An 18,427-nucleotide genomic window follows, 5' to 3' on the forward strand; every position below is an offset into this window, starting at 1 on the left:
TGGTTCGTCCGCTCACTTCTCGGCCACCCCCGCCGAGTCGAAGGTGGCGACCTCGTGCAGCACCCGGACGGCGCCGGTGACCACCGGCAGCGCGAGCAGCGCGCCGGTGCCCTCGCCGAGGCGCAGCCCGAGGTCGATCAGCGGCTCCAGGCCCAGCCTGCGCAACGCGACCGTGGCCCCCGGCTCGGCGGAGCGGTGCCCGGCCACCATGGCGGCCACGGCGTGCGGGGCGAAGGCCGCCGCGGCGAGCGCCGCCGAGACCGCGATCACCCCGTCCAGCAGCACCGGGGTCCGGCGGGCGGCGGCACCCAGGATCAGCCCGGCCAGCGCGGCGTGCTCCAGGCCGCCGACCGCGGCGAGCACGCCCAGCGGGTCGGCCGGGTCGGGAGCGTGCCGGAGCAGCGCGGCCCGCACGACGTCCACCTTGCGGGCGTACGTCGCGTCGTCGACCCCGGTGCCCCGGCCGGTCGTCTCCGCCGGGTCGATGCCGGCGAACGCGGCGATCAGGGCGGCGGCCGGCGTGGTGTTGCCGATGCCCATGTCCCCGGTGAGCAGGATGCCGGCGCCGGCGTCGATCAGCTCGTCGGCCACCCGGATGCCGATCTCCACGGCCGCGCGGGCCTCGTCCCGGGTGAGCGCGGCGGTCACCGCCAGGTCCCGGGTGCCGGGGCGGACGTTCGCCGCGACCAGCCGGGGCGCGTCGCGGGTCGGCCGGTCGCCGCCGTCGTCCGCCCCCGGCGCGGTGACGGGACCGTCGGCGGCCGGGAGCGGGGTGGCCGGGAAGGGGGTGGCCACGCCGACGTCGACCACGGTGACCGAGGCGCCGGCCTGCCGGGCGAACGCGTTGACCACCGCGCCGCCGGCCAGGAAGTTGCCGATCATCTGCGCGGTGACCTCCTGCGGCCAGGGCGTCACCCCCTGGGCGTGCACGCCGTGGTCGCCGGCGAAGATCGCGACCGCGGCCGGTTCGGGCAGCGGCGGCGGGCAGTGCCCGGCCAGGCCGGCGAGGCGTACGGAGAGTTCCTCCAGGGCGCCGAGCGAACCCGCGGGCTTCGTCAGCCGCCCCTGCAACTCCCGGGCAGCGGCCATCGCCGGCTCGTCCGGCGGCCGGATCGCCGCGATCGTGGTCTCCAGCATCATGCCTCCAGGATCTCCGCCAGTACGTCGGTGAACGCGTCGGCGGTGGCCGGGTCGCGGACGGCGATCCGCAGCCAGTCCGGGCCGAGGCCGGGGAACGTGTCGCCCCGGCGCACCGCCCAGCCGCGCTGTCGCAGGGCGAGCCGCACGTCGGCGGCGCCGGGCAGGTGCACCAGCACGAACGCGCTGGCGGGGCGGCCGGCGACGCGTACGCCGGGCAGGGCCGACAGGCGGGCGACCAGGTGGTCGCGGTCGGCGGCGAGGCGGGCGGCGATGGCGCGCTCGGCCTCCACCGCGACGGGCGTGGCGCAGGCCGACGCGGCGGCCAGGGCGGGGGTGGAGACGGCCCAGAGCGGCTGGGCGGCGGCCAGCCGCTCCAGCAGCGCGGCCTCGCCGAGCAGGTAGCCGATCCGCAGGCCCGCCAGGCCCCACGTCTTGGTGAGGCTGCGGACCACCAGCAGGCCGGGCAGGTCCCGCCGGGCGGCCAGCGACTCCGGTTCGCCGGCCACGCCGGGGGCGACGGTGGTGTCGGCGAACGCCTCGTCGACGACCAGCACCCGGCCGGGCCGGGCCAGGGCGGCCAGGTCGGCGGCCGGGTGCAGCACCGACGTCGGGTTGGTCGGGTTGCCGATCATCACGAGGTCGGCGTCGGCGGGCACCCGGGTCGGGTCGAGCCGGAAGTCGTCGTCCGCGTCGAGCAGCACCCGCTCCACCTGGTGCCCGCCGGCGCGCAGGGCCGCCTCCGGCTCGGTGAACTGCGGGTGCACCACCACCGGCCGGCGCACGCCGCGCAGCGCCCGGGCGAGCAGCACGAAGCCCTCGGCCGCGCCGGCGGTCAGCAGCACCTCGGCGGGCGGGCGGCCGTGCCGGGCGGCGACGGCGGCCCGCGCCGGCTGCGGGTCGGGGTACGCGGCGAGGTCGCCGAGCGCGGCGGTGATCGGGTCGGCCAGCCAGTCCGGCATGGCGTCGCGCCGCACGTTGACGGCGAGGTCGACCAGCCCCGGCCCCACCTCGGCGTCGCCGTGGTGGCCGAGGTCGGGTTCGGGCCCGGTGCCGGGGCGGGTGGGGTCGGGCTCGGGCCCGGCTCCGGGGAGGGTCTCGGTCGGCTGACCACGCATGTCCGCGATCCTGCCGGGAAGGCGGCGCGCGGGACAGCGGATCGCGGCGTGGGCCGCATCACCACACGGGCGTTTATGAATATTTCACAGGTACGAATCGGAAATGTCATAACTTGGCCCTGTGAGCAATCGACCCCTTGCTGCCGTTGGTCGTCTCGTCCCTCTTCTCCGCGCCGGGCTGATCGCCGGCATCGTGGTCGCCGCCGTGGCGTACCCCGTGGCCGCCGCCACCGGCCTCGGCGCCAAGGTCACGGCGCACGCCATGGAACACAAGACCAAGATCCTCACCACCGCGCTACCGGCCGAGACGTCGTACGTCTACGCGCCGGACGGCAGGACGGTGCTGACGATGTTCTACGAGGAGTACCGGCAGTACACGAAGCTGGCCGACATCTCGCCGAACATGCAGCAGGCGATCGTCGCCGCCGAGGACAACCGCTTCTACCAGCACCGGGGCGTCGACCCGAAGGGTGTCGCCCGCGCCTTCGTGGCGAACGCCCGCTCCAGCGGCGTCTCCCAGGGCGCCTCCACCCTCACCATGCAGTACGTGCGGATGGCGCTGCGGGACAGCGCGAAGACGCCGAAGGAGGTGCAGGAGGCCACCCAGCAGACCAGCCTGCGCAAGGTCCGGGAGATGCGGATGGCGATGGACCTGGAGAAGGAACTGAGCAAGGAGCAGGTCCTGGAGCGCTACCTCAACTCCGCGTACTTCGGGCACCGCGCGTACGGCATCTACGCGGCCAGCGAGATCTTCTTCTCCAAGGCCCCGAAGGACCTCACCCCGGTCGAGGCGGCCACCCTCGCCGGCCTGGTCAAGTCCCCGTCCGAGTACGACCCCGCCAGCTCGGACCAGAAGGACGCCACCGGCCGGCGCAACTACGTGCTGGACCGGATGGCCCAGCTCGGCTACCTCTCGCCGGACGACGCCGCGCAGGCGAAGAGCGAGCCGATCCGGCTCAAGCTGACCTACCCGCCGAACGACTGCGCCTCGGTGCCCGAGAAGTGGAACAGCTGGGGCTTCGCCTGCGACTACCTGAAGAACTGGTGGAGCGCGCAGCCCGCGTTCGGGGAGAACCGGCTGGAACGGATGGACAAGCTGCGCCGGGGCGGCTACCGGATCGTGCTCAGCCTGGACCCGAAGATCCAGGAGGCGGCCGAGAAGAACGTCGGCACCAAGGAGAACACCGGCAGCCCGTTCGCCAACGGCATCGTGGTCTCCGAGCCCGGCACGGGCCGGGTGAAGGCGATGGCCGTCAACCGGACGTACTCGCTGGACCTGAGCGAGAACGGGCAGAGTTCCAACCCCGAGGCCGGGCCGAAGGTCAAGGCGAACTACCCGAACACGGTGGCGCCCCTGCTCGGCGGCGGCGACCTGCCCGGCTACCAGGCCGGCTCGACGTTCAAGATGTTCCCGATGCTGGCCGCGCTGAACGCGGGCATGCCGCTGTCCACCTCGTTCAACGCCCCGCACCGGTACCGCTCCGAGATCTACGACGGCTGGGCGCCGTCCAACGCCAGCGGCGCGATGAGCGGACAGCAGACCATGTGGTCCGGCTTCGGCAAGTCGGTGAACACGTACTTCGTGTGGCTGGAGGAGCAGGTCGGCGCGGACAAGGCGGTCCGCCTCGCCGAGCAGCTCGGGCTGCGCTGGCGCACCGACGTCGACCGGGAGCACGCGTCCCCGGCCAGGGCGAAACAGTGGGGCGCGTTCACCCTCGGAGTCTCCGACGCCACACCGCTGGAGATGGCCAACGCGTACGCCGCGATCGCTGCGGACGGCCGCTACTGCGAGGCGATCCCGGTGCAGGCGATCTACAACCGGGACGGCACACCGGCCACCTGGAAGACCGCCTCCGGGATCGAACGCGAGATCGCCAAGCCGCGCTGCCGGCAGGTGGTGAACGCCGACGCCGCCCGGGCCGCCACCGACGCCGCCCGCTGCCCGACCGGCGACAGCCCGGCCCGCGGGAGCTGCGGCGGCTGGTCGACCGCGGACAGCGTGCGAGGCACCGTCGGCCGCCCGGTGGCCGGCAAGACGGGCACCACCGACAGCACCCGGTCGGCCTGGTTCGTCGGCTACACGCCGGAGCTGGCGGCGGCGAGCTTCATCTCCGACCCGGACAATCCGTTCAACGCGGTCGGTGACGGCCAGTCGCAGATCCCGATCAACGCGGTGGCGCAGACCCTCCGCGACGGCCTCAAGGGGAAGCCCACCCGCGAGTTCACCCCACCCTCGGACCGCATCGTCGGCTGACGGCCCGGCCGGCCCCGCGCCGGCCGGGCAGTTCAGCCCCGGGAAGCGGCGGACCGCACCTGACCGGTCACGCGCTCACCGCGCCCGGCGGGGCGATCGCGGGGTCGGCCGGCGCGTCCGCCGCGGCGCGCACCAGCCGGGCGGCCAGCCGTGGGTACGCCGCCCAGTGCAGGGTCAGCTGCGAGGCGTGCACCCCCCGCCAGACGAAGCCCTCGGGCGACCCGCCGTCCCAACTCCACGCCGGCCGTGCCCCGGCGCGCGGAGTGAGCACGCTGCGGTGCTCCTTGTGCCCGGACACCACCGTGCCCGCCGGCGCCACCAGGCTGTCCGTCAGCGCCGTCGCCTCCCGGTAGCCCGTCACCAGGCCGTCCCGGCGCGTCCCCACCGCGTCGAGCACACCGCACATGGGCAGCCCGTCCAGTTCCCGGGCCAGCCAGAGCAGGCCGGCCCCCTCGGCGATGACGGGTCGTCCGGTGCGGGCCAGCTCGGCGACCGCGATGCAGAGCCTGCGGTTGGCGGAGAGCTGCTCGGCGTACGCCTCGGGCAGCCCCCCGCCGACGACCAGCGCGCCCGTGCCGGCGGGCAGCGCCTCGTCGTGCAACGGATCGACCGTCACCACCTCGGCGCCGGCCGCCCGAAGTAGCTCGGCCGTCTCGGCGTGGCTGTAGCTGCCGCCCGACATGCCGGCGACCGCCACGACCGGACGCGGCCCGGGGCCGGGACCGACGGCCCCGGCGTCGTCCCGCCCGGCCTCCGGCGTCCAGGGCGGCGCGGGCAGCGGCGGGGCGGAACGGGCCAGGCCCAGCAGCCGGTCCAGTTCCACGGTGGCGGCGACGGCCTCGCCGAGCCGGCGCACCGCCCGGGTGGCCTCGTCGGTGCGGGCGAGCGCGGGCACCGCCCCGTACCGGCGGGCGGGCAGCACGGACGGCAGGTCCTGGCGGCGCAGTGTGCCGTAGACCGGCACGCCGATGTCGTCGAGCGCCGCACGCAGCAGCTCCTCGTGCCGGGAGGACGCCACCCGGTTGAGGATCACCCCGCCGAGCCAGAGCTGCTCGTCGTACGACCGGAAGCCGTGCACCAGGGCGGCCACCGACTGCCCGGTCGCGGCGACGTCGACCACCAGCACGACGGGGCTGCGCAGCGCGGTGGCCACGGCGGCCGTCGACTCGCTCTCCGGGCGGCCGGCGAGACTGTCGTACAGGCCCATGCTGCCCTGCACCACCGCGAGCCTGGCGCCCGCCGCGCCGTGGCCGACTAGCGGGGCGATGCGCTCGACGCCGACCAGCCGGGGGTCGAGGGTGCGACCGGGGCGGCCGGCGGCCAGCCCGAGGTAGGCGGCGTCGACGTAGTCGGGGCCGACCTTGAATCCGGCGACGTCGACACCACGGTCGGCGAACGCGGCGAGCAACCCGATCGCCAGCGCGTTCTTGCCGTGGCCGGAGGACGGCGCGCTGAGCACCAGGCGCGGCACGACGGTCATCATCGACTCCTGCGGGGTGGCGGTGGGACGCGGCGGCGGGCGGGCCGCCCGGTCCGACCGCGTGACGATAGCCCAGGCGACCGGCGGGCGACCGCCGCGAGCCGGCCCGTCGGCGGTGTCGGACCGGCCTGTCGGCGGTGTCGGGGCGTCGCCGAGCCGGCCGGTCGACGGGGTTGGGGCGTCGCCGAGCGGACCGTCGGCGCCCGCCCGGACCCGAATGGGGGCTGTCGAAGCGAGTGCCTCCGGCCGGAGGGGTAGCCTCGTTGTCGTGTACCGGTTCCTGCTGACGCCGCGCTGGCTGGGCATTCTCGCACTGACCCTGGTCGCCTCGGCGGTGATGGTGCTGCTCGGCAACTGGCAGCTGGACCGCTACCACGGCCGCACGGAGATCAACGAACGGATCGACGCCGGCCTGCGGATGACCCCGGTGCCGCTGCGCGACGTGCTGCCCGCCCCGACCGGCGGCAACGGCACTGCCGGCCCCGCCCCCGCCGCCGAGAAGTCCTGGACCAAGGTCACCGTGACCGGCCGCTACGACCCGGCGAACGTGGTCCTGGTGCGGGGACGCTCGGTGGACCGCAAGGTCGGCTTCGAGGTGATCACCCCGCTCGTGCTGGCCGACGGCACGGCCGTGCTGGTGGACCGGGGCTGGATCCCGCCGGCCCCGGGCGGCGACGCGACCGTCCAGCCCGACGTGCCGGCCCTCCCGCCCGGCGAGGTCACCGTCACGGGGCGCGTACGCCTGAGCGAGAGCGGCTCGGTCCCCGTGACCCGGCGGGACGGCAAGCTGGAGACGCGACGGATCGGCGTGCCCCGCCTCGCCCGGGAGCTGCCCTACCCGGTGCACGGGGCGTACGTGCTGCTGGACGAGCAGGCCCCGGCGGCCGACCCGACCTTCAAGGACGTGCCGGTCGGATACACCAACAACTGGCAGAACTTCGGCTACGTCGTGCAGTGGTGGATCTTCGCCGTGATGACCCTGTTCGGCTACGGCTGGGTGGCCCGCCGGGAGGCCCGCAGGCTGGCAGGTGTGGGACCGAAGCGGCCCGTCGACCGGGCCGCCGAGCCCGCGTCGCAGGGCGCCGCCTGACGATCCACGCCCGCTGCCCGGACCGCCCGCTCAGCCCGTGACACGGCCGGCGTGGATGGCGCGTACGGCATCGATGGTGTCGGCCTGCGCCGCCGTCTTGTCGTCGCGGTAGCGCACCACCCGGGCGAAGCGCAGCGCCATCCCGCCCGGGTAGCGGGAACTGGTCTGCACCCCGTCGAAGGCGATCTCGACCACCTGCTCGGGGCGCACCCGCACCACCCAGTCGCCGTGCTCGACGGCGAGGCCGAGGAAACGCTCGGTCTGCCAGCGCAACAGCTCGTCGGTGAGCCCCTTGAACGTCTTGCCGAGCATGACGAAGTCACCGGTGCGCGGGTCGCGGGCGCCGAGATGCAGGTTGGAGAGCCAGCCCTGCCGCCGGCCGCTGCCCCACTCCACCGCCAGCACCACGAGGTCGAGGGTGTGCCGGGGCTTCACCTTCACCCACGCGGCGCCCCGCCGGCCGGCATCGTAGGGGGCGTCGGGCGCCTTCACGACGACCCCCTCCTGGCCGGCGTCGACGGCGGCGGCGAACGCCTCGCCGGCCTGGTCGGGGCCGTCGACCTCCATCCGGCCGACCCGCAGCGGGGCGCCCACGGCCGCGTCGAGCGCGGCCCAGCGCTCCCGACCCGGCAGGTCGATCAGGTCGTCGCCGTCGAGATGCAGCAGGTCGAAGAAGTACGGCGTCAGCACCGTCTCGTCGCTGGTGCCGGCGGCGGCGCGCACGGCCGGGGCGGGGCCGGTGCCGCTCGCCGTGTTGCGCCGCGCCGCCCGGCTCGACGTCTGCTGGAAGGGCAGCGGCCGGCCCGTCTCGTCGAGCCCGATCGCCTCCCCGTCGAGCACCAGCTCGCGGGCGGGCAGCGCCCGCACGGCGGCGACCACCTCGGGCACCCGGGCGGTGATGTCGTCCAGGCTGCGGCTGAACACGGCGATGTCGTCGCCCGAGCGGTGGACCTGGATCCGGATGCCGTCGAGCTTCACGTCGACCACCGCCGGGGTGCCGGTGGCCGCGAGCGCCTCGTCCACCGAGGGCGCGCTCTGGGCCAGCATCGGTGCGAGCGGGCGGCCGACCTGGAGACCGAAGGCGGCCAGCGCCGCCGCGCCCCCGTCGAGCGCGGCGACCGCGACCGTACGCAGGTCGCCGGCGAGCAGCAGCGCCCGGCGTACGGCGGCGACCGGCACGTCGGCGGCCCGGGCCACCGCGTCGGCGAGCAGCCCCGCCTGCGCGCCCTGACGCAGCTCGCCGCTGAACAGGCCGGTCAGCAGCCGCTGCTCCTCGGCGGTGGCGGCGGCGTAGAGCGCGCCCAGCAGTGCCCGGCGGCGGGCCTGGGAGCCCGGCCCCTGCACGGAGGCGATCTCGGCGATGGCCGCGTCGACGCCGGCCACGGTCAGGGTCGGCTCGGCGGCCGGCGGCGGCAGGTCACGCAGGCTCGCCCAACCCACCCCGGTCTGCCGCTGGCGCAGCTCGCCGGCCAGCCAGCAGGCGCCCGCCGGGACCTCGGGCCCGTCGAGCGCCCGCAACGCGGCGGCGAGCAGCTCCACCTTGGCCCGCCGGGCCCGGGTGGCGCCAACGGCAGCGGAGGTGGCTGCCAGGTCTAGGAACCGCACGAGCTCCATCCTGCCAGCCACCGCCGACACCGCCCGGGCATTGCCGTGCCCAGGTCAGGCCGAGACGGGTTCCTCGATACGCAGGCCCCGGGCACGGATCTCCTCGGCGACCCGGGAAAGCACCGTGTCGAGCGCGACCAGCGCGGCCGACAGGTCACCGAGCTGTTCCTTGAGCGTGTCCTCGGGCCACGCGGAGACGTCTACGTCCCCCAGGGCACTGACGGCGGCCTCGAGCCGGCCCATCACCTCGTTCGTACGCATGTTCGAGAGGCTATAACAACCCCACGGCCGACACACCGCAAACTCCCACATCGACCCGGAAGTTACGGTTCCGACACCTAACGCCCGTCGACGCCCACCTTGGCGACGTTCCTCAGCAGCAGCGCCTCGGCCAGGCAGACCCGGGCGAACTCCCCGAGGTGCAGACTCTCGTTCGGGCCGTGCGCCCGGGCCTGCGGATCCTCCACGCCGGTCACCAGGATCGCCGCGCGCGGGAACATCTCCTGGAAGGTGGCGATGAACGGGATCGACCCGCCGATGCCGAGGTCCACCGGGTCGGTGCCGTCCCAGGCCGTCCGGAACGCCGAACGGGCCCCGTCGAACATCGGCCCGGACGCGTCGATGACGCACGGGTCACCGTCGTGCTCGAAGGTGACGGTCACCTGCGCCCCCCACGGGGCGTGCTTCTCCAGGTGGGTGCGCAGGGCCTCGTACGCCCGCTTCGGGTCGTCGCCCGGCGCCAGCCGTACGCTCAGCTTGGCCTTGGCGGCCGGAACCAGGGCGTTCGGCGCCTCGCCGGTGGCCGGTGCGTCGATGCCGAGCACCGCGAGGGCCGGCTTGGTCCAGAGCCGGTCGGTGATCCGCCCGGTGCCGATGAGGCTCACGCCCTCGGCCAGCCCGGCCTCGGCGCGGAACCGGGTCTCGGGGTAGTCGACGCTCGCGCCCTCCCGGCTGACCAGCCCGTCGACGGCCACGTCACCGGCGTCGGTGTGCAGGGTGGCCAGCAGCCGCGCCAGGGCGGTCAGCGCGTCCGGCACCGCGCCGCCGAACATGCCGCTGTGCACGGCGTGGTCGAGCGTGCGCACCTCCACGAAGCAGTTGACGATGCCGCGCAGGGAGGTGGTCAGCGCCGGCACGCCGATGTCCCAGTTGGCGGAGTCGGCGATCACGATGACGTCCGAGGCGATCTCGTCGCGGTGCTCGGCGAGCAGCTGCTCCAACGAGTCGGAGCCGTACTCCTCCTCGCCCTCGATGAAGAGCACCACGCCGACCGGCAGCGCGTCACCGTACGCGCGCAGCGCCGCCACGTGCGCCATGATGCCGGCCTTGTCGTCGGCGGCGCCCCGGCCGTAGAGCCGGCCGTCCCGCTCCACCGGCTCGAACGGGTCCGACTCCCACAGCGTCAGGTCGCCGACCGGCTGCACGTCATGATGGGCGTAGAGCAGCACCGTCGGCGCCCCGGGCGGGGCCGCCTTCATCCCGATGACCGCCGGCTGGCCGCCGGAACGCACGATCTTGACGTCGAGACCGCAGCCGCGCAGCAGGTCGGCCACCGCCTCGGCGGAACGCTCCACGTGGGAGTGGTCGAAGCCCTCGAACGCGATGCCGGGGATGCGGACGAGGCGTTCCAGGTCGGCACGGACGCCGGGCAGCTCCCGCTCGACGGCGGCCCGGACCTCGGACTCGGACAAGATCGGTGTGGTCATGACCGGCATCGTATGTCGGCCTTACCGACGCACGCGGTGGCGGTCGCCACGGCCAGGCCCGCCCGACCACCTCACCGGCGACGCACGTAGTAGCGGGCGGCGTCGTGCGGCAGCCCCGGGGCGCCGTCGACCACCAGGTCCGCCCGAGCCTCGGTACCGTCGGCGGCGAAGTGCGCCCGCTCCCCGAGATGCCAGCGGCGCAGCTCCGGCAGGATCCCCGCACCGTCGCGCTCCACCGCCCTGGCCAGCCGCAACGACGCCGGGGCGGTGACGAAGACGGCGAGGGTGAGGTCCGCGACAACGGCGGCCCGCGCCGCGCTCACCCCCTCGACGACGAGGACCGGCGCGACCGGGACCGGCACCTGACACGGCAGGAACGCCCGGCGCACCCAGCTGTACGGTCGGTACGCCCCCGGCCGCCCGGCGCGCAGCGGCCCGAGCACCCACTCCTCCAGTCGGGGCCAGAAGGTCAACTGGTCGTGCCAGCCGTCGAGCAGGTCGTCGGTGTGCACCACCTGCGGCGGGCCGCCCCCGGGCAGGGCGGCGAGGGCGTCCGCGAGCCGCGCCGCGAACACGCTCTTGCCCGCGCCGCTCGGCCCGTCCACCGCCACCAGCCGGGTCCGCCCCAACCGCACCGGCCCGGCGAGCACCCGCCGGGCCAGCCGGTCGTACGCCTCGACCACCGCCACCGCCACGCGGCTGACGGTAACCAAGACCAGGTCCCGGGCCGACGCCCGGGCGGATGCTGGCGGGGGCGCGGACGAGCCTCCGCACGGAGGGGTTGGTGTCGGCGGGCTGCGGGGGCACTCCGATCGGGGGTCGCCCGAACGAGCGGTCGTCGGGTGGGCCGGGGCGTTCGTCGGGTGGAGCCGGGGACGGGACGGGATGATCTGCTGGTGTCCCACAGCGTGATGAGTCCGGGCGTTGACGCCCTCCTGGAACAGGCCCGCGCCGGGGTACTCCGGCTGACCCCGCACCAGACCGTCGAGGCGGTCCGTACCGGGGCGTTGCTCGTCGACACCCGCACCGCCGGACAGCGGCGGGAGCAGGGGGACCTCCCCGGCGCCATCGTGATCGACCGGACGGTGCTGGAGTGGCGACTCGATCCGGCCAGCGCCTGGCGAATCCCCGAGGCCACGGGGTACGACCAGCGGCTCGTGATCGTGTGCTGCCAGGGCTACAGCTCCAGCCTCGCCGTGGCGAGCCTGCGGGCACTCGGGCTGCGCCACGCGACCGACATGATCGGCGGGGTGCAGGCGTGGCGCGAGGCGGGACTGCCAATGTCCGACCGCCCCGCCGACATCCGCTACTGACAGCCCTGGCCCCTGCCCTGACCCGGCCCTGACCATGGCTCACCCGGCCCATCGGCGCACCGGCAGGCCGGCGACGGAGACGGAGACGGAGACGGAGACGGAGACGGACGGCGACGGCGGAGAGCGGCGCGCTCTCCGTCCCGCTGCACGGCGCTCGCCCGGCCCGGCACCACCACCCGACCGCCCCGCACCAACCCCGGGCAAGCCGCCGCCGCCACGCAGCGGTGACCAAGAGGTTGTGTCCTCGTTCGCGGCCCATACGGGACGCAAACCTCTTGATCGACGGGCGGGTGCGGAGCGCGAAGCACGTGGAGCAGTTGCCGCTGGCCCTGGCCGGCCGGTGGAGGGCGCGGAGCACGGCGGGGTGATGCGGGACCGTGAGTGGGTGGGGGTTCTCAGGGGAGGGGTGGGGCTCCGGGTGGGATGAAGGGGAGGTCGGCGGGCGGGCCGGACTCGACGAGGCGCCAGAGGGCGTCGGTGTCCAGGTGTTCCTCGACCAGGGCGCCGAGCAGGTCCAGGGAGCGCTCGCGGGCGGCGGCGAAGGCGGTGTCGGGGGCGACCGTGAAGCCGGTCCGGCCGGCGAGGCGGGCCACCTCGCTCAGGAACCGACGGCGGAACCCGTCGGACTCGAAGGCGCCGTGCCAGTGGGTGCCGTGCACGGCACCGACGACCGCTCCCTCCCCACTGCCGTCCGCGCAGGTCAACAGCGGGGTCAGCGTCGGGTCGGCGTGCGATACGTACCCGTGGTGGATCTCGTAGCCGCGAACCGGGACGTCGTCGCCGGCGGTGCCGGTCGACTGCCGGACGGTCTTGCGCGGGTCGAAGGTGACCTCGATCGGCAGCAGGCCCAGCCCCGGCACGCTCCCCTGCCGGCTCTCCACGGTGTCGTGGATCGCGCGGGCCAGCATCTGGAAGCCGCCGCAGATGCCGAGCAGGGGCTTGCCCGCCGACGCGTGCGCCAGGACGGCGTCGGCCAGGCCGGTCTGCCGTAACCAGGCCAGGTCCGCCACGGTCGACTTCGAGCCGGGCAGCACGACCAGGTCGGCAGCGGCCAGTTCGGCCGGCTCGACGGTCAGCCGGACCCGTACGCCCGGCTCGGTGGCGAGCGCCTCCACGTCGGTGGCGTTGCTGATCCGGGGCAGCCGGACCACGGCCACGTCCAGCCAGTCCGTACCCCGCGGGGCAGCCGGCCGGCCGAGCACCCGGCCGTACGCGAGCGAGTCCTCCGCGTCGAGCCAGAGGTCGAGCGCCCAGGGCAGCACCCCGTACGCCGGGCGGCCCGTGACCTGGCGCAGCATGTCCAGTCCCGGACGGAGGAGACCAAGGTCGCCCCGGAACTTGTTGATCACGAAGCCGGCGATCAGCGCCTGGTCGGCCGGGTCCAGCAGGGCGAGGGTGCCGAACATCGAGGCGAAGACCCCGCCCCGATCGATGTCACCGACCACGATCGTGGGCAGGCCGGCATGCCGGGCCAGGCCCATGTTCACGTAGTCGCCGGCCCGCAGGTTGATCTCCGCCGGACTGCCGGCTCCCTCACAGATCACCACGTCGTACGCCGTCCTCAGCTCGGCGAGGGCCGCGTACGCCGTCTCGGCGAGCCGGGGACGCAACTCGCGGAAGTTGCCCGCGGTGACCGTGTCGACCGCCTCGCCGAGCAGCACCACCTGACTGGCCAGGTCGCTGCCGGGCTTGAGCAGCACCGGATTGAACCGCAGGTCAGGGGCGATGCCGCAGGCGGCGGCCTGCATCGCCTGCGCCCGCCCGATCTCGCCGCCCCTGCCGTCCGGACCGACGACGACGGCAGAGTTGTTCGACATGTTCTGCGCCTTGAACGGCGCCACCTTCACGCCCCGGCGGTGCAGCCAGCGGCAGATGCCGGCGGTGAGCACGCTCTTGCCCGCGTCGGAGGTGGTGCCGGCGACCAGCAGGCCCCCGGTCACCGTTCATTCCCCCGCCCTGCCCCGGCCCTGACGCTCCTGACGACGTGCCGGCCGACGGCGCCCACCAGCCGGCCGAGGGTCAGCGGGTACGCGGCGGCCAGCCCGAGCGCGGCCAGCCCGACCGCGCCCGAGATCCGGGCGGCCCGCTTGAGGTGCCGCGCCTCGGGCCGGGGACCGTCACCGAGGAACGGGCGTACCTCGGAGCGCCCGAAGTAGACGTTGCGCCCACCCAGCCGTACGCCGAGGGCACCGGCCATCGCCGCCTCGCACTGCCCGGCGTTCGGGCTGGGGTGGTCGTTGCGGTCCCGGCGCCACACGTGCCAGGCTCGCTCCCGGTCGCCGTGCGCGGTCGGCGCGACCGCGACGGTGAGCAGGCCCGTCAACCGCGCGGGCACCAGGTTGAGCAGGTCGTCGAGGCGGGCGGCGGGGGTGCCGAACCGGGCGTACCGTGGCGATCGGTGGCCCACCATCGCGTCGAGGGTGTTCGCCGCACGGTAGCCGAGCAAACCGGGCAGCCCCGCGACGGCGCCCCACAGCAGCGGGGCGACGACCGCGTCCGAGGTGTTCTCGGCGACCGACTCCACGGTGGCGCGGGCCAGCTCGGGCTCGTCGAGCGCGGACGGGTCCCGCCCACAGAGGTGGCCGAGCCGCTGCCGGGCCGCCGGCAGGTCGCCGGCGCGCAGGGCTCGCCCCATCACGGTCGACTCGTGCCGCAGGGTCCGCCCGCCCAGCACCGTCCAGGTTCCAGCCGCGACCAGGGCCGCCCGGGCCACCGGCCGGCGTCGGGTGGCGACCGTGGCGGCCACCCCGAGCAGCACCGGCGCGCCGACAGCCAGCGCGGTGAACGCCGTCCCGGCCGCCCGGTCCGGGCGGTGCATCCTCCGCTCCAGTGCCCCGGCGGCTCGGCCGAAGCCGGCCACGGGGTGGTACCGGCGGGGATCTCCGAGGAGCGCGTCGAGGGCGTACCCTGCGACCAGCCCCACCGCGGTCGCCACCGGCGTCGCCTGTCGCACCCGCCACCACCTCCGGCCGGCCAGCCTAGCCGAGCGCCCGCCACCCCCGGCCGAACACCCGCGCCCCCGAGCGACCTGTCGTTGATCGCCCCGTTCCTCTTCGCCCTGTTCCTCTTCGCCCGGTCTCTGCTTGCCCCGTCTCTGCTTGCCCCGCATACGGCCGCCACCATCCCCGAGCACCCGCACACGGTCGCCCCGCCTCTGATCGCCCCCTCACGGTCGCTCCCGTCTCCAAACACCCCGCCCCGATCGCCCCGCCCCCGATCGCGCCGCTCACGGTCGCCCATCCCCCGAATCACTCGGCCTCCGCCTGCGACTTCGCCCGGCCGCAGCCAGCCGGACGGGCGGACCTGATCGTTTGCACCTCAGCCGGGCGAAACGACGGCGAACACCCGGCTGAGGCGCAAACAATCTTGCGCGCCCGAACCGTGATCGGGCCGCACCCGGGGCGAGCAGGCCGACACCCCGGGGCGAGCAGGCTGACACCCCGGGCGAGCACGCCGGCACGCTGTGCGCCGATGGCGCGACCTGACCACCGCCCCACGTAGCGCCACCCCCTGCCGGGAGCACCATCCAACCTGAGCGCCACCCCACCGGTGGGCACGGCTGAGACGAGTCGAGCTGGACGCACCCCCACCGGCGCACCCCCACCGGTGCACCCCCGCCGAGCGCCGCACGGAGCGCCCTCCAACCGAAACGTCGCCCGCCAAAGCACCGCCCGCGGAGCGCCCGACGCACCGCCCAGCGGGGCACCACCGACCGAAGCGCCATCCCACAGAGGGCACCGCCCAGCGGAGCGCCCTCCCCAACCTGAGCGGCGCCCACAGGGAGCGCTACCGGGCGACACGCGGGGTGACGACGGCAGTGCCGCGCCACCCCGCCCCCGTCGTGCCGCCCGGGCTCAATTGATCACGCGGGCTGCGGCGCCCGCCCCCGGCCCCGGCGGCCACGGCCGGCCGGGGAGACGCCCGCCTCGGCCTCCTCAGACGACGAACCCGACTCGCCCACCGTGTTGTCGGGCGAATCCGCCTCCCTCTCCGACACGCCGGCTTCCGGCCTCACGCCACCGGCCCTGAAGCCTCCCGCCGTGGACTCCACACCACCCACCGTGGACGTCACACCACCCACCGTCGGGCCGCCGTTCTGCGGCTCAGGGCCGTCGGGCTCCTCGTCGCGGGGGTCGTCCGCCGGGTCGTCGAAGGGGTCGAGCGAGCCGTCGACGGTGGCGTCGGTCGGCATGCCTCGACCGGCGGCGAACGCGCCGAAGTCGGGCTCGAAATCGTCGTCGAGCGGTCGGCGGTCCGGCAGGACAGGGGCCTCCCCGTCCGGCACCGGCTCGGTCGCCTCGCCGTGCACGCGGTGCTCGGCCTCGTTGTCCTCGACGGTGCTGGTGGTCATCGTCGGCCGGTTGCGCTGGAACCGACTGCGGCCCCGGGACAGGTCGTGGCCGACGGCAACCGCCTCCAGTTCGTAGAGCGTGCGGTGGTTGCCGGCGTCGTCGGTCCAGTCGCGGGTGTAGAGCCGGCCGCAGACCACCACCGGGTCGCCGACCATCACCGAGGCGGCCACCCCCTCGGCGAGCTTGCGCCAGCAATTGACCCGGACGCGCAGGCTGTTGCCGTCGACCCAGCGGCCGCTCTCGCGGTCGAGCCGACGGGCGGTCGAGGCGACCTTGAAGTTGGCCACCAGGGTGCTGCTCTGGGTGGTTCTGCGCCACTCCGGCGCGGTCAACACGTTGCCCACGATCGTGACGTAGGTGTCGAACATCGTCCCTCCAGGGGAAGATCGGGCTTGCCATCGCGAGTCGACTCGATGCCGAGCCTGGGCCCTCAGCGCGATCGTTGCCAGCACCAGGCGCCGGCCTGTGGACAACCGGACCGTCTGTGGACAAGAACCTGATCAAGGTCCCGGTGTGATAGGGCCGGGCGGCCCTGGGAAGCCCACGCGATGAGCCCGATGATCGGGAGGCGACAACGCTTCCAGCCCCGGACGACGACAGCGCCAGACGACAGCACTGAAGGACAGGGCCCGACGACAGGACCAAGCGACAGGACCGGAGGACAACGGCCGGACGACAGGGCCGGGTGACACGTCACGTTCCGGACGGAAGGTGGCGGGGTATGGATTCGATCAACCGCACCGCCGACAGCACGACGAACGAAAGGTCAGCGATCATGAAGATGACCAGCACCGCAGCCGTCACCGTCTCCGGCCAGGTGCGGCGATGAGCGCCGTCGCCAACCCGGCCACCGTGGCGGAGTGCCTGCGGGTCGGCGCGGGCTTCTCGCAGGGTGACCGGAACTGGATCGCGGAGCAGTTCGCCACGCTCGACGCCCGGCTGGCCGGGTTCCACGCCGACGCCACCGAGCTGGAGGTGTCGGTGAAGGACCGGGAGGCCAGGGGCCAGAAGGTCACCCTGGAGTGCTGGGTCGCCGGCCGCCAGAAGATCGTCACCACCTCCGCCGAGGAGGACCTGCACGCCGCGCTCAACGACGTCCGGGACGACCTGCGGCGGCGGCTCAACGACGCGAAGACCAAGCAGGAGCCCCGGCACAACAAGCACCTGCGCGACGTCGGCCAGCCGGCCGTCGAGGTCAAGCCCGACACGGAACCGGCCCGCGCCGAGGCCGACTGAGGCGTACGCGAGAGGCCCCGTCCGCCGGGTGCGGGCGGGCGGGGCTACCACCCGGTAGTTTCCCGGCGTACCGTCGCGGTCGTGGAACCGGACGTGCTGGGCCCGCCGTACGAGCGGCAAACGATCGACCTGGGCAACGACGACGAGGGACCGGTGGTCGCCACCCTGGTCCGTCGCCGTGCCGACCGCCCGACGGGGCGGGCCGTGCTCTACACGCACGGCTTCACCGACTACTTCTTCCAGGGTCATCTCGGCGACTTCTTCGCCGAGCGGGGGTGGGACTTCTACGCCCTCGACCTGCGCAAGTACGGTCGCAGCCTGCTACCCCACCAGACGCCGAACTTCTGCCGCGACCTCAGCGACCACTTTCCCGAGCTGGATGCCGCCGCGAAGATCATCCGCGAGGACGACGGGCACGACACGCTGCTCGCCATGGGTCACTCCACCGGCGGGCTGATCATGCCGCTCTGGGCGCACGCCCGCCGCGACGCCGGGATCATCGACGGGCTCTTCCTGAACAGCCCCTTCTTCGACATCAACGCCCCGTGGCTGGTACGCCGGCCCCTCGCGGCCGCCGTCAGCCGGCTGGCCCGCCGGGCGCCGCGCCGGGTGCTGCCCTTCGGGCTCGGCACGGTCTACAGCGAGAGCATCCACGTCGAGCACCACGGCGAGTGGAACTACGACCTGACGTGGAAGCCGCTCGCCGGTTTCCCCGTCCGGGTCGGTTGGTTGAACGCCGTCCGCACCGCCCAGCGGCAGCTCCGCGCCGGCCTGGACATCCAGGTGCCGGTGCTGCTCGCCTGCTCGACCCGCTCGTTCAAGGGCGCGAAGTGGCACGAGTCGGCCGCCCTCGCCGACGCCGTCCTCGACGTCGAGCACATGGTCCGGTGGGCGCCCCGTCTCGGCCGGCACGTCACCCTGGCACGCTTCGATGGCGGCATGCACGACCTCACGCTCTCCGGCCCCGCCGTACGCGAAAAGGTCTTCGAGGAGGTCGGACGCTGGGCCGACGCGTTCTTCGACGCCGGGCCGACGGTCCGCGCCGGGGAGCGCCCACCGGCGAGCCGGCAACCGGCGGACGAGGCCGACCCGGCGGGCTCCCCCGCACAGGGCGACTGAGCGCGGCCCAGCGACCC

The 18,427-nt window shown here is 74.6% G+C and carries 15 protein-coding genes; 5 read left to right on the forward strand and 10 right to left on the reverse strand.

Annotated features, from left to right (window positions below; translation table 11 throughout):
• Positions 1 to 12: 12 nt before the first annotated feature.
• Complete coding sequence (locus tag AB0D32_RS18425) at positions 13 to 1,137, reverse strand: nicotinate-nucleotide--dimethylbenzimidazole phosphoribosyltransferase (RefSeq protein ID WP_357091372.1); 1,125 nt, start codon at positions 1,135 to 1,137, stop codon at positions 13 to 15.
• The gene (gene cobC, locus AB0D32_RS18430; RefSeq protein ID WP_357091166.1) at positions 1,137 to 2,255 is read right to left on the reverse strand and encodes an Rv2231c family pyridoxal phosphate-dependent protein CobC; all 1,119 of its coding nucleotides are present in this window, start codon (positions 2,253 to 2,255) and stop codon (positions 1,137 to 1,139) included. The genes AB0D32_RS18425 and cobC overlap by 1 nt, the downstream gene beginning before the upstream one ends.
• A gap of 121 nt (positions 2,256 to 2,376) precedes the next feature.
• Between cobC and AB0D32_RS18435 the strand changes: the two genes are divergently transcribed.
• Positions 2,377 to 4,509: a transglycosylase domain-containing protein gene (locus tag AB0D32_RS18435; RefSeq protein WP_357091168.1), complete on the forward strand. Its 2,133-nt coding sequence runs from the start codon at positions 2,377 to 2,379 to the stop codon at positions 4,507 to 4,509.
• Between the two features lie 67 nt (positions 4,510 to 4,576).
• Here the strand turns inward: AB0D32_RS18435 and AB0D32_RS18440 are convergent, their stop codons facing one another.
• A complete protein-coding gene (locus AB0D32_RS18440; RefSeq protein ID WP_357091171.1) occupies positions 4,577 to 5,989 on the reverse strand; it encodes a cobyrinate a,c-diamide synthase in 1,413 nt (470 codons plus the stop codon).
• A 217-nt stretch (positions 5,990 to 6,206) separates the two neighbouring features.
• Here AB0D32_RS18440 and AB0D32_RS18445 point away from each other — a divergent pair, with 217 nt between their 5' ends.
• Positions 6,207 to 7,079 carry an SURF1 family protein gene (locus tag AB0D32_RS18445; protein ID WP_357091173.1) on the forward strand — a complete coding sequence of 291 codons (873 nt, stop codon included), beginning with the start codon at positions 6,207 to 6,209 and terminating at the stop codon, positions 7,077 to 7,079.
• A 30-nt stretch (positions 7,080 to 7,109) separates the two neighbouring features.
• Here the strand turns inward: AB0D32_RS18445 and AB0D32_RS18450 are convergent, their stop codons facing one another.
• The 4 genes from AB0D32_RS18450 to AB0D32_RS18465 all read right to left on the reverse strand — a co-directional run bounded on the left by AB0D32_RS18450 (position 7,110) and on the right by AB0D32_RS18465 (position 11,085).
• Positions 7,110 to 8,693: an ATP-dependent DNA ligase gene (locus AB0D32_RS18450; RefSeq protein ID WP_357091175.1), complete on the reverse strand. Its 1,584-nt coding sequence runs from the start codon at positions 8,691 to 8,693 to the stop codon at positions 7,110 to 7,112.
• Between the two features lie 45 nt (positions 8,694 to 8,738).
• Positions 8,739 to 8,945 carry a hypothetical protein gene (locus AB0D32_RS18455; protein ID WP_101412453.1) on the reverse strand — a complete coding sequence of 69 codons (207 nt, stop codon included), beginning with the start codon at positions 8,943 to 8,945 and terminating at the stop codon, positions 8,739 to 8,741.
• Positions 8,946 to 9,022: 77 nt separating this feature from the next.
• Positions 9,023 to 10,390 (reverse strand): dipeptidase, encoded by a 1,368-nt coding sequence (locus AB0D32_RS18460; protein WP_357091177.1) that lies wholly within the window; start codon positions 10,388 to 10,390, stop codon positions 9,023 to 9,025.
• Positions 10,391 to 10,461: 71 nt separating this feature from the next.
• On the reverse strand, positions 10,462 to 11,085 hold the full coding sequence (locus AB0D32_RS18465; RefSeq protein ID WP_357091179.1) for a hypothetical protein: 624 nt from the start codon (positions 11,083 to 11,085) through the stop codon (positions 10,462 to 10,464).
• Between the two features lie 216 nt (positions 11,086 to 11,301).
• Here AB0D32_RS18465 and AB0D32_RS18470 point away from each other — a divergent pair, with 216 nt between their 5' ends.
• Entirely contained in the window at positions 11,302 to 11,703 is a 402-nt protein-coding gene (locus AB0D32_RS18470) for a rhodanese-like domain-containing protein (RefSeq protein ID WP_357091373.1), read from the forward strand.
• A gap of 395 nt (positions 11,704 to 12,098) precedes the next feature.
• Here the strand turns inward: AB0D32_RS18470 and AB0D32_RS18475 are convergent, their stop codons facing one another.
• The 3 genes from AB0D32_RS18475 to AB0D32_RS18485 form a co-directional block, all read right to left on the reverse strand.
• Positions 12,099 to 13,643, reverse strand: a complete 1,545-nt coding sequence (locus AB0D32_RS18475; protein ID WP_357091181.1) for a cobyric acid synthase — start codon at positions 13,641 to 13,643, stop codon at positions 12,099 to 12,101.
• On the reverse strand, positions 13,640 to 14,656 hold the full coding sequence (locus AB0D32_RS18480; protein ID WP_357091183.1) for a cobalamin biosynthesis protein: 1,017 nt from the start codon (positions 14,654 to 14,656) through the stop codon (positions 13,640 to 13,642). The genes AB0D32_RS18475 and AB0D32_RS18480 overlap by 4 nt, the downstream gene beginning before the upstream one ends.
• 909 nt (positions 14,657 to 15,565) lie before the next feature.
• Positions 15,566 to 16,423, reverse strand: a complete 858-nt coding sequence (locus AB0D32_RS18485; RefSeq protein ID WP_357091185.1) for a single-stranded DNA-binding protein — start codon at positions 16,421 to 16,423, stop codon at positions 15,566 to 15,568.
• A 457-nt stretch (positions 16,424 to 16,880) separates the two neighbouring features.
• Between AB0D32_RS18485 and AB0D32_RS18490 the strand changes: the two genes are divergently transcribed.
• Together AB0D32_RS18490 and AB0D32_RS18495 are read left to right on the forward strand one after the other, a co-directional pair.
• Positions 16,881 to 17,291, forward strand: a complete 411-nt coding sequence (locus tag AB0D32_RS18490; protein ID WP_357091187.1) for an HPF/RaiA family ribosome-associated protein — start codon at positions 16,881 to 16,883, stop codon at positions 17,289 to 17,291.
• A gap of 81 nt (positions 17,292 to 17,372) precedes the next feature.
• Positions 17,373 to 18,410 carry an alpha/beta hydrolase gene (locus AB0D32_RS18495; protein ID WP_357091189.1) on the forward strand — a complete coding sequence of 346 codons (1,038 nt, stop codon included), beginning with the start codon at positions 17,373 to 17,375 and terminating at the stop codon, positions 18,408 to 18,410.
• The last annotated feature ends 17 nt before the right edge of the window (positions 18,411 to 18,427 follow it).

The organism is Micromonospora sp. NPDC048170, from assembly GCF_040652795.1.
GTDB lineage: Bacteria > Actinomycetota > Actinomycetes > Mycobacteriales > Micromonosporaceae > Micromonospora.

Bases quoted from the DNA above. Each gene is read 5' to 3' on its own strand.
- AB0D32_RS18425 (WP_357091372.1), bottom strand. From the start codon at position 1,137: ATGCTGGAGACCACGATCGCGGCGATCCGGCCGCCGGACGAGCCGGCG.
- cobC (WP_357091166.1), bottom strand. From the start codon at position 2,255: ATGCGTGGTCAGCCGACCGAGACCCTCCCCGGAGCCGGGCCCGAGCCC.
- AB0D32_RS18440 (WP_357091171.1), bottom strand. From the start codon at position 5,989: ATGACCGTCGTGCCGCGCCTGGTGCTCAGCGCGCCGTCCTCCGGCCAC.
- AB0D32_RS18445 (WP_357091173.1), top strand. From the start codon at position 6,207: ATGGGGGCTGTCGAAGCGAGTGCCTCCGGCCGGAGGGGTAGCCTCGTT.
- AB0D32_RS18450 (WP_357091175.1), bottom strand. From the start codon at position 8,693: ATGGAGCTCGTGCGGTTCCTAGACCTGGCAGCCACCTCCGCTGCCGTT.
- AB0D32_RS18455 (WP_101412453.1), bottom strand. From the start codon at position 8,945: ATGCGTACGAACGAGGTGATGGGCCGGCTCGAGGCCGCCGTCAGTGCC.
- AB0D32_RS18460 (WP_357091177.1), bottom strand. From the start codon at position 10,390: ATGACCACACCGATCTTGTCCGAGTCCGAGGTCCGGGCCGCCGTCGAG.
- AB0D32_RS18470 (WP_357091373.1), top strand. From the start codon at position 11,302: ATGAGTCCGGGCGTTGACGCCCTCCTGGAACAGGCCCGCGCCGGGGTA.
- AB0D32_RS18485 (WP_357091185.1), bottom strand. From the start codon at position 16,423: ATGTTCGACACCTACGTCACGATCGTGGGCAACGTGTTGACCGCGCCG.
- AB0D32_RS18490 (WP_357091187.1), top strand. From the start codon at position 16,881: ATGAGCGCCGTCGCCAACCCGGCCACCGTGGCGGAGTGCCTGCGGGTC.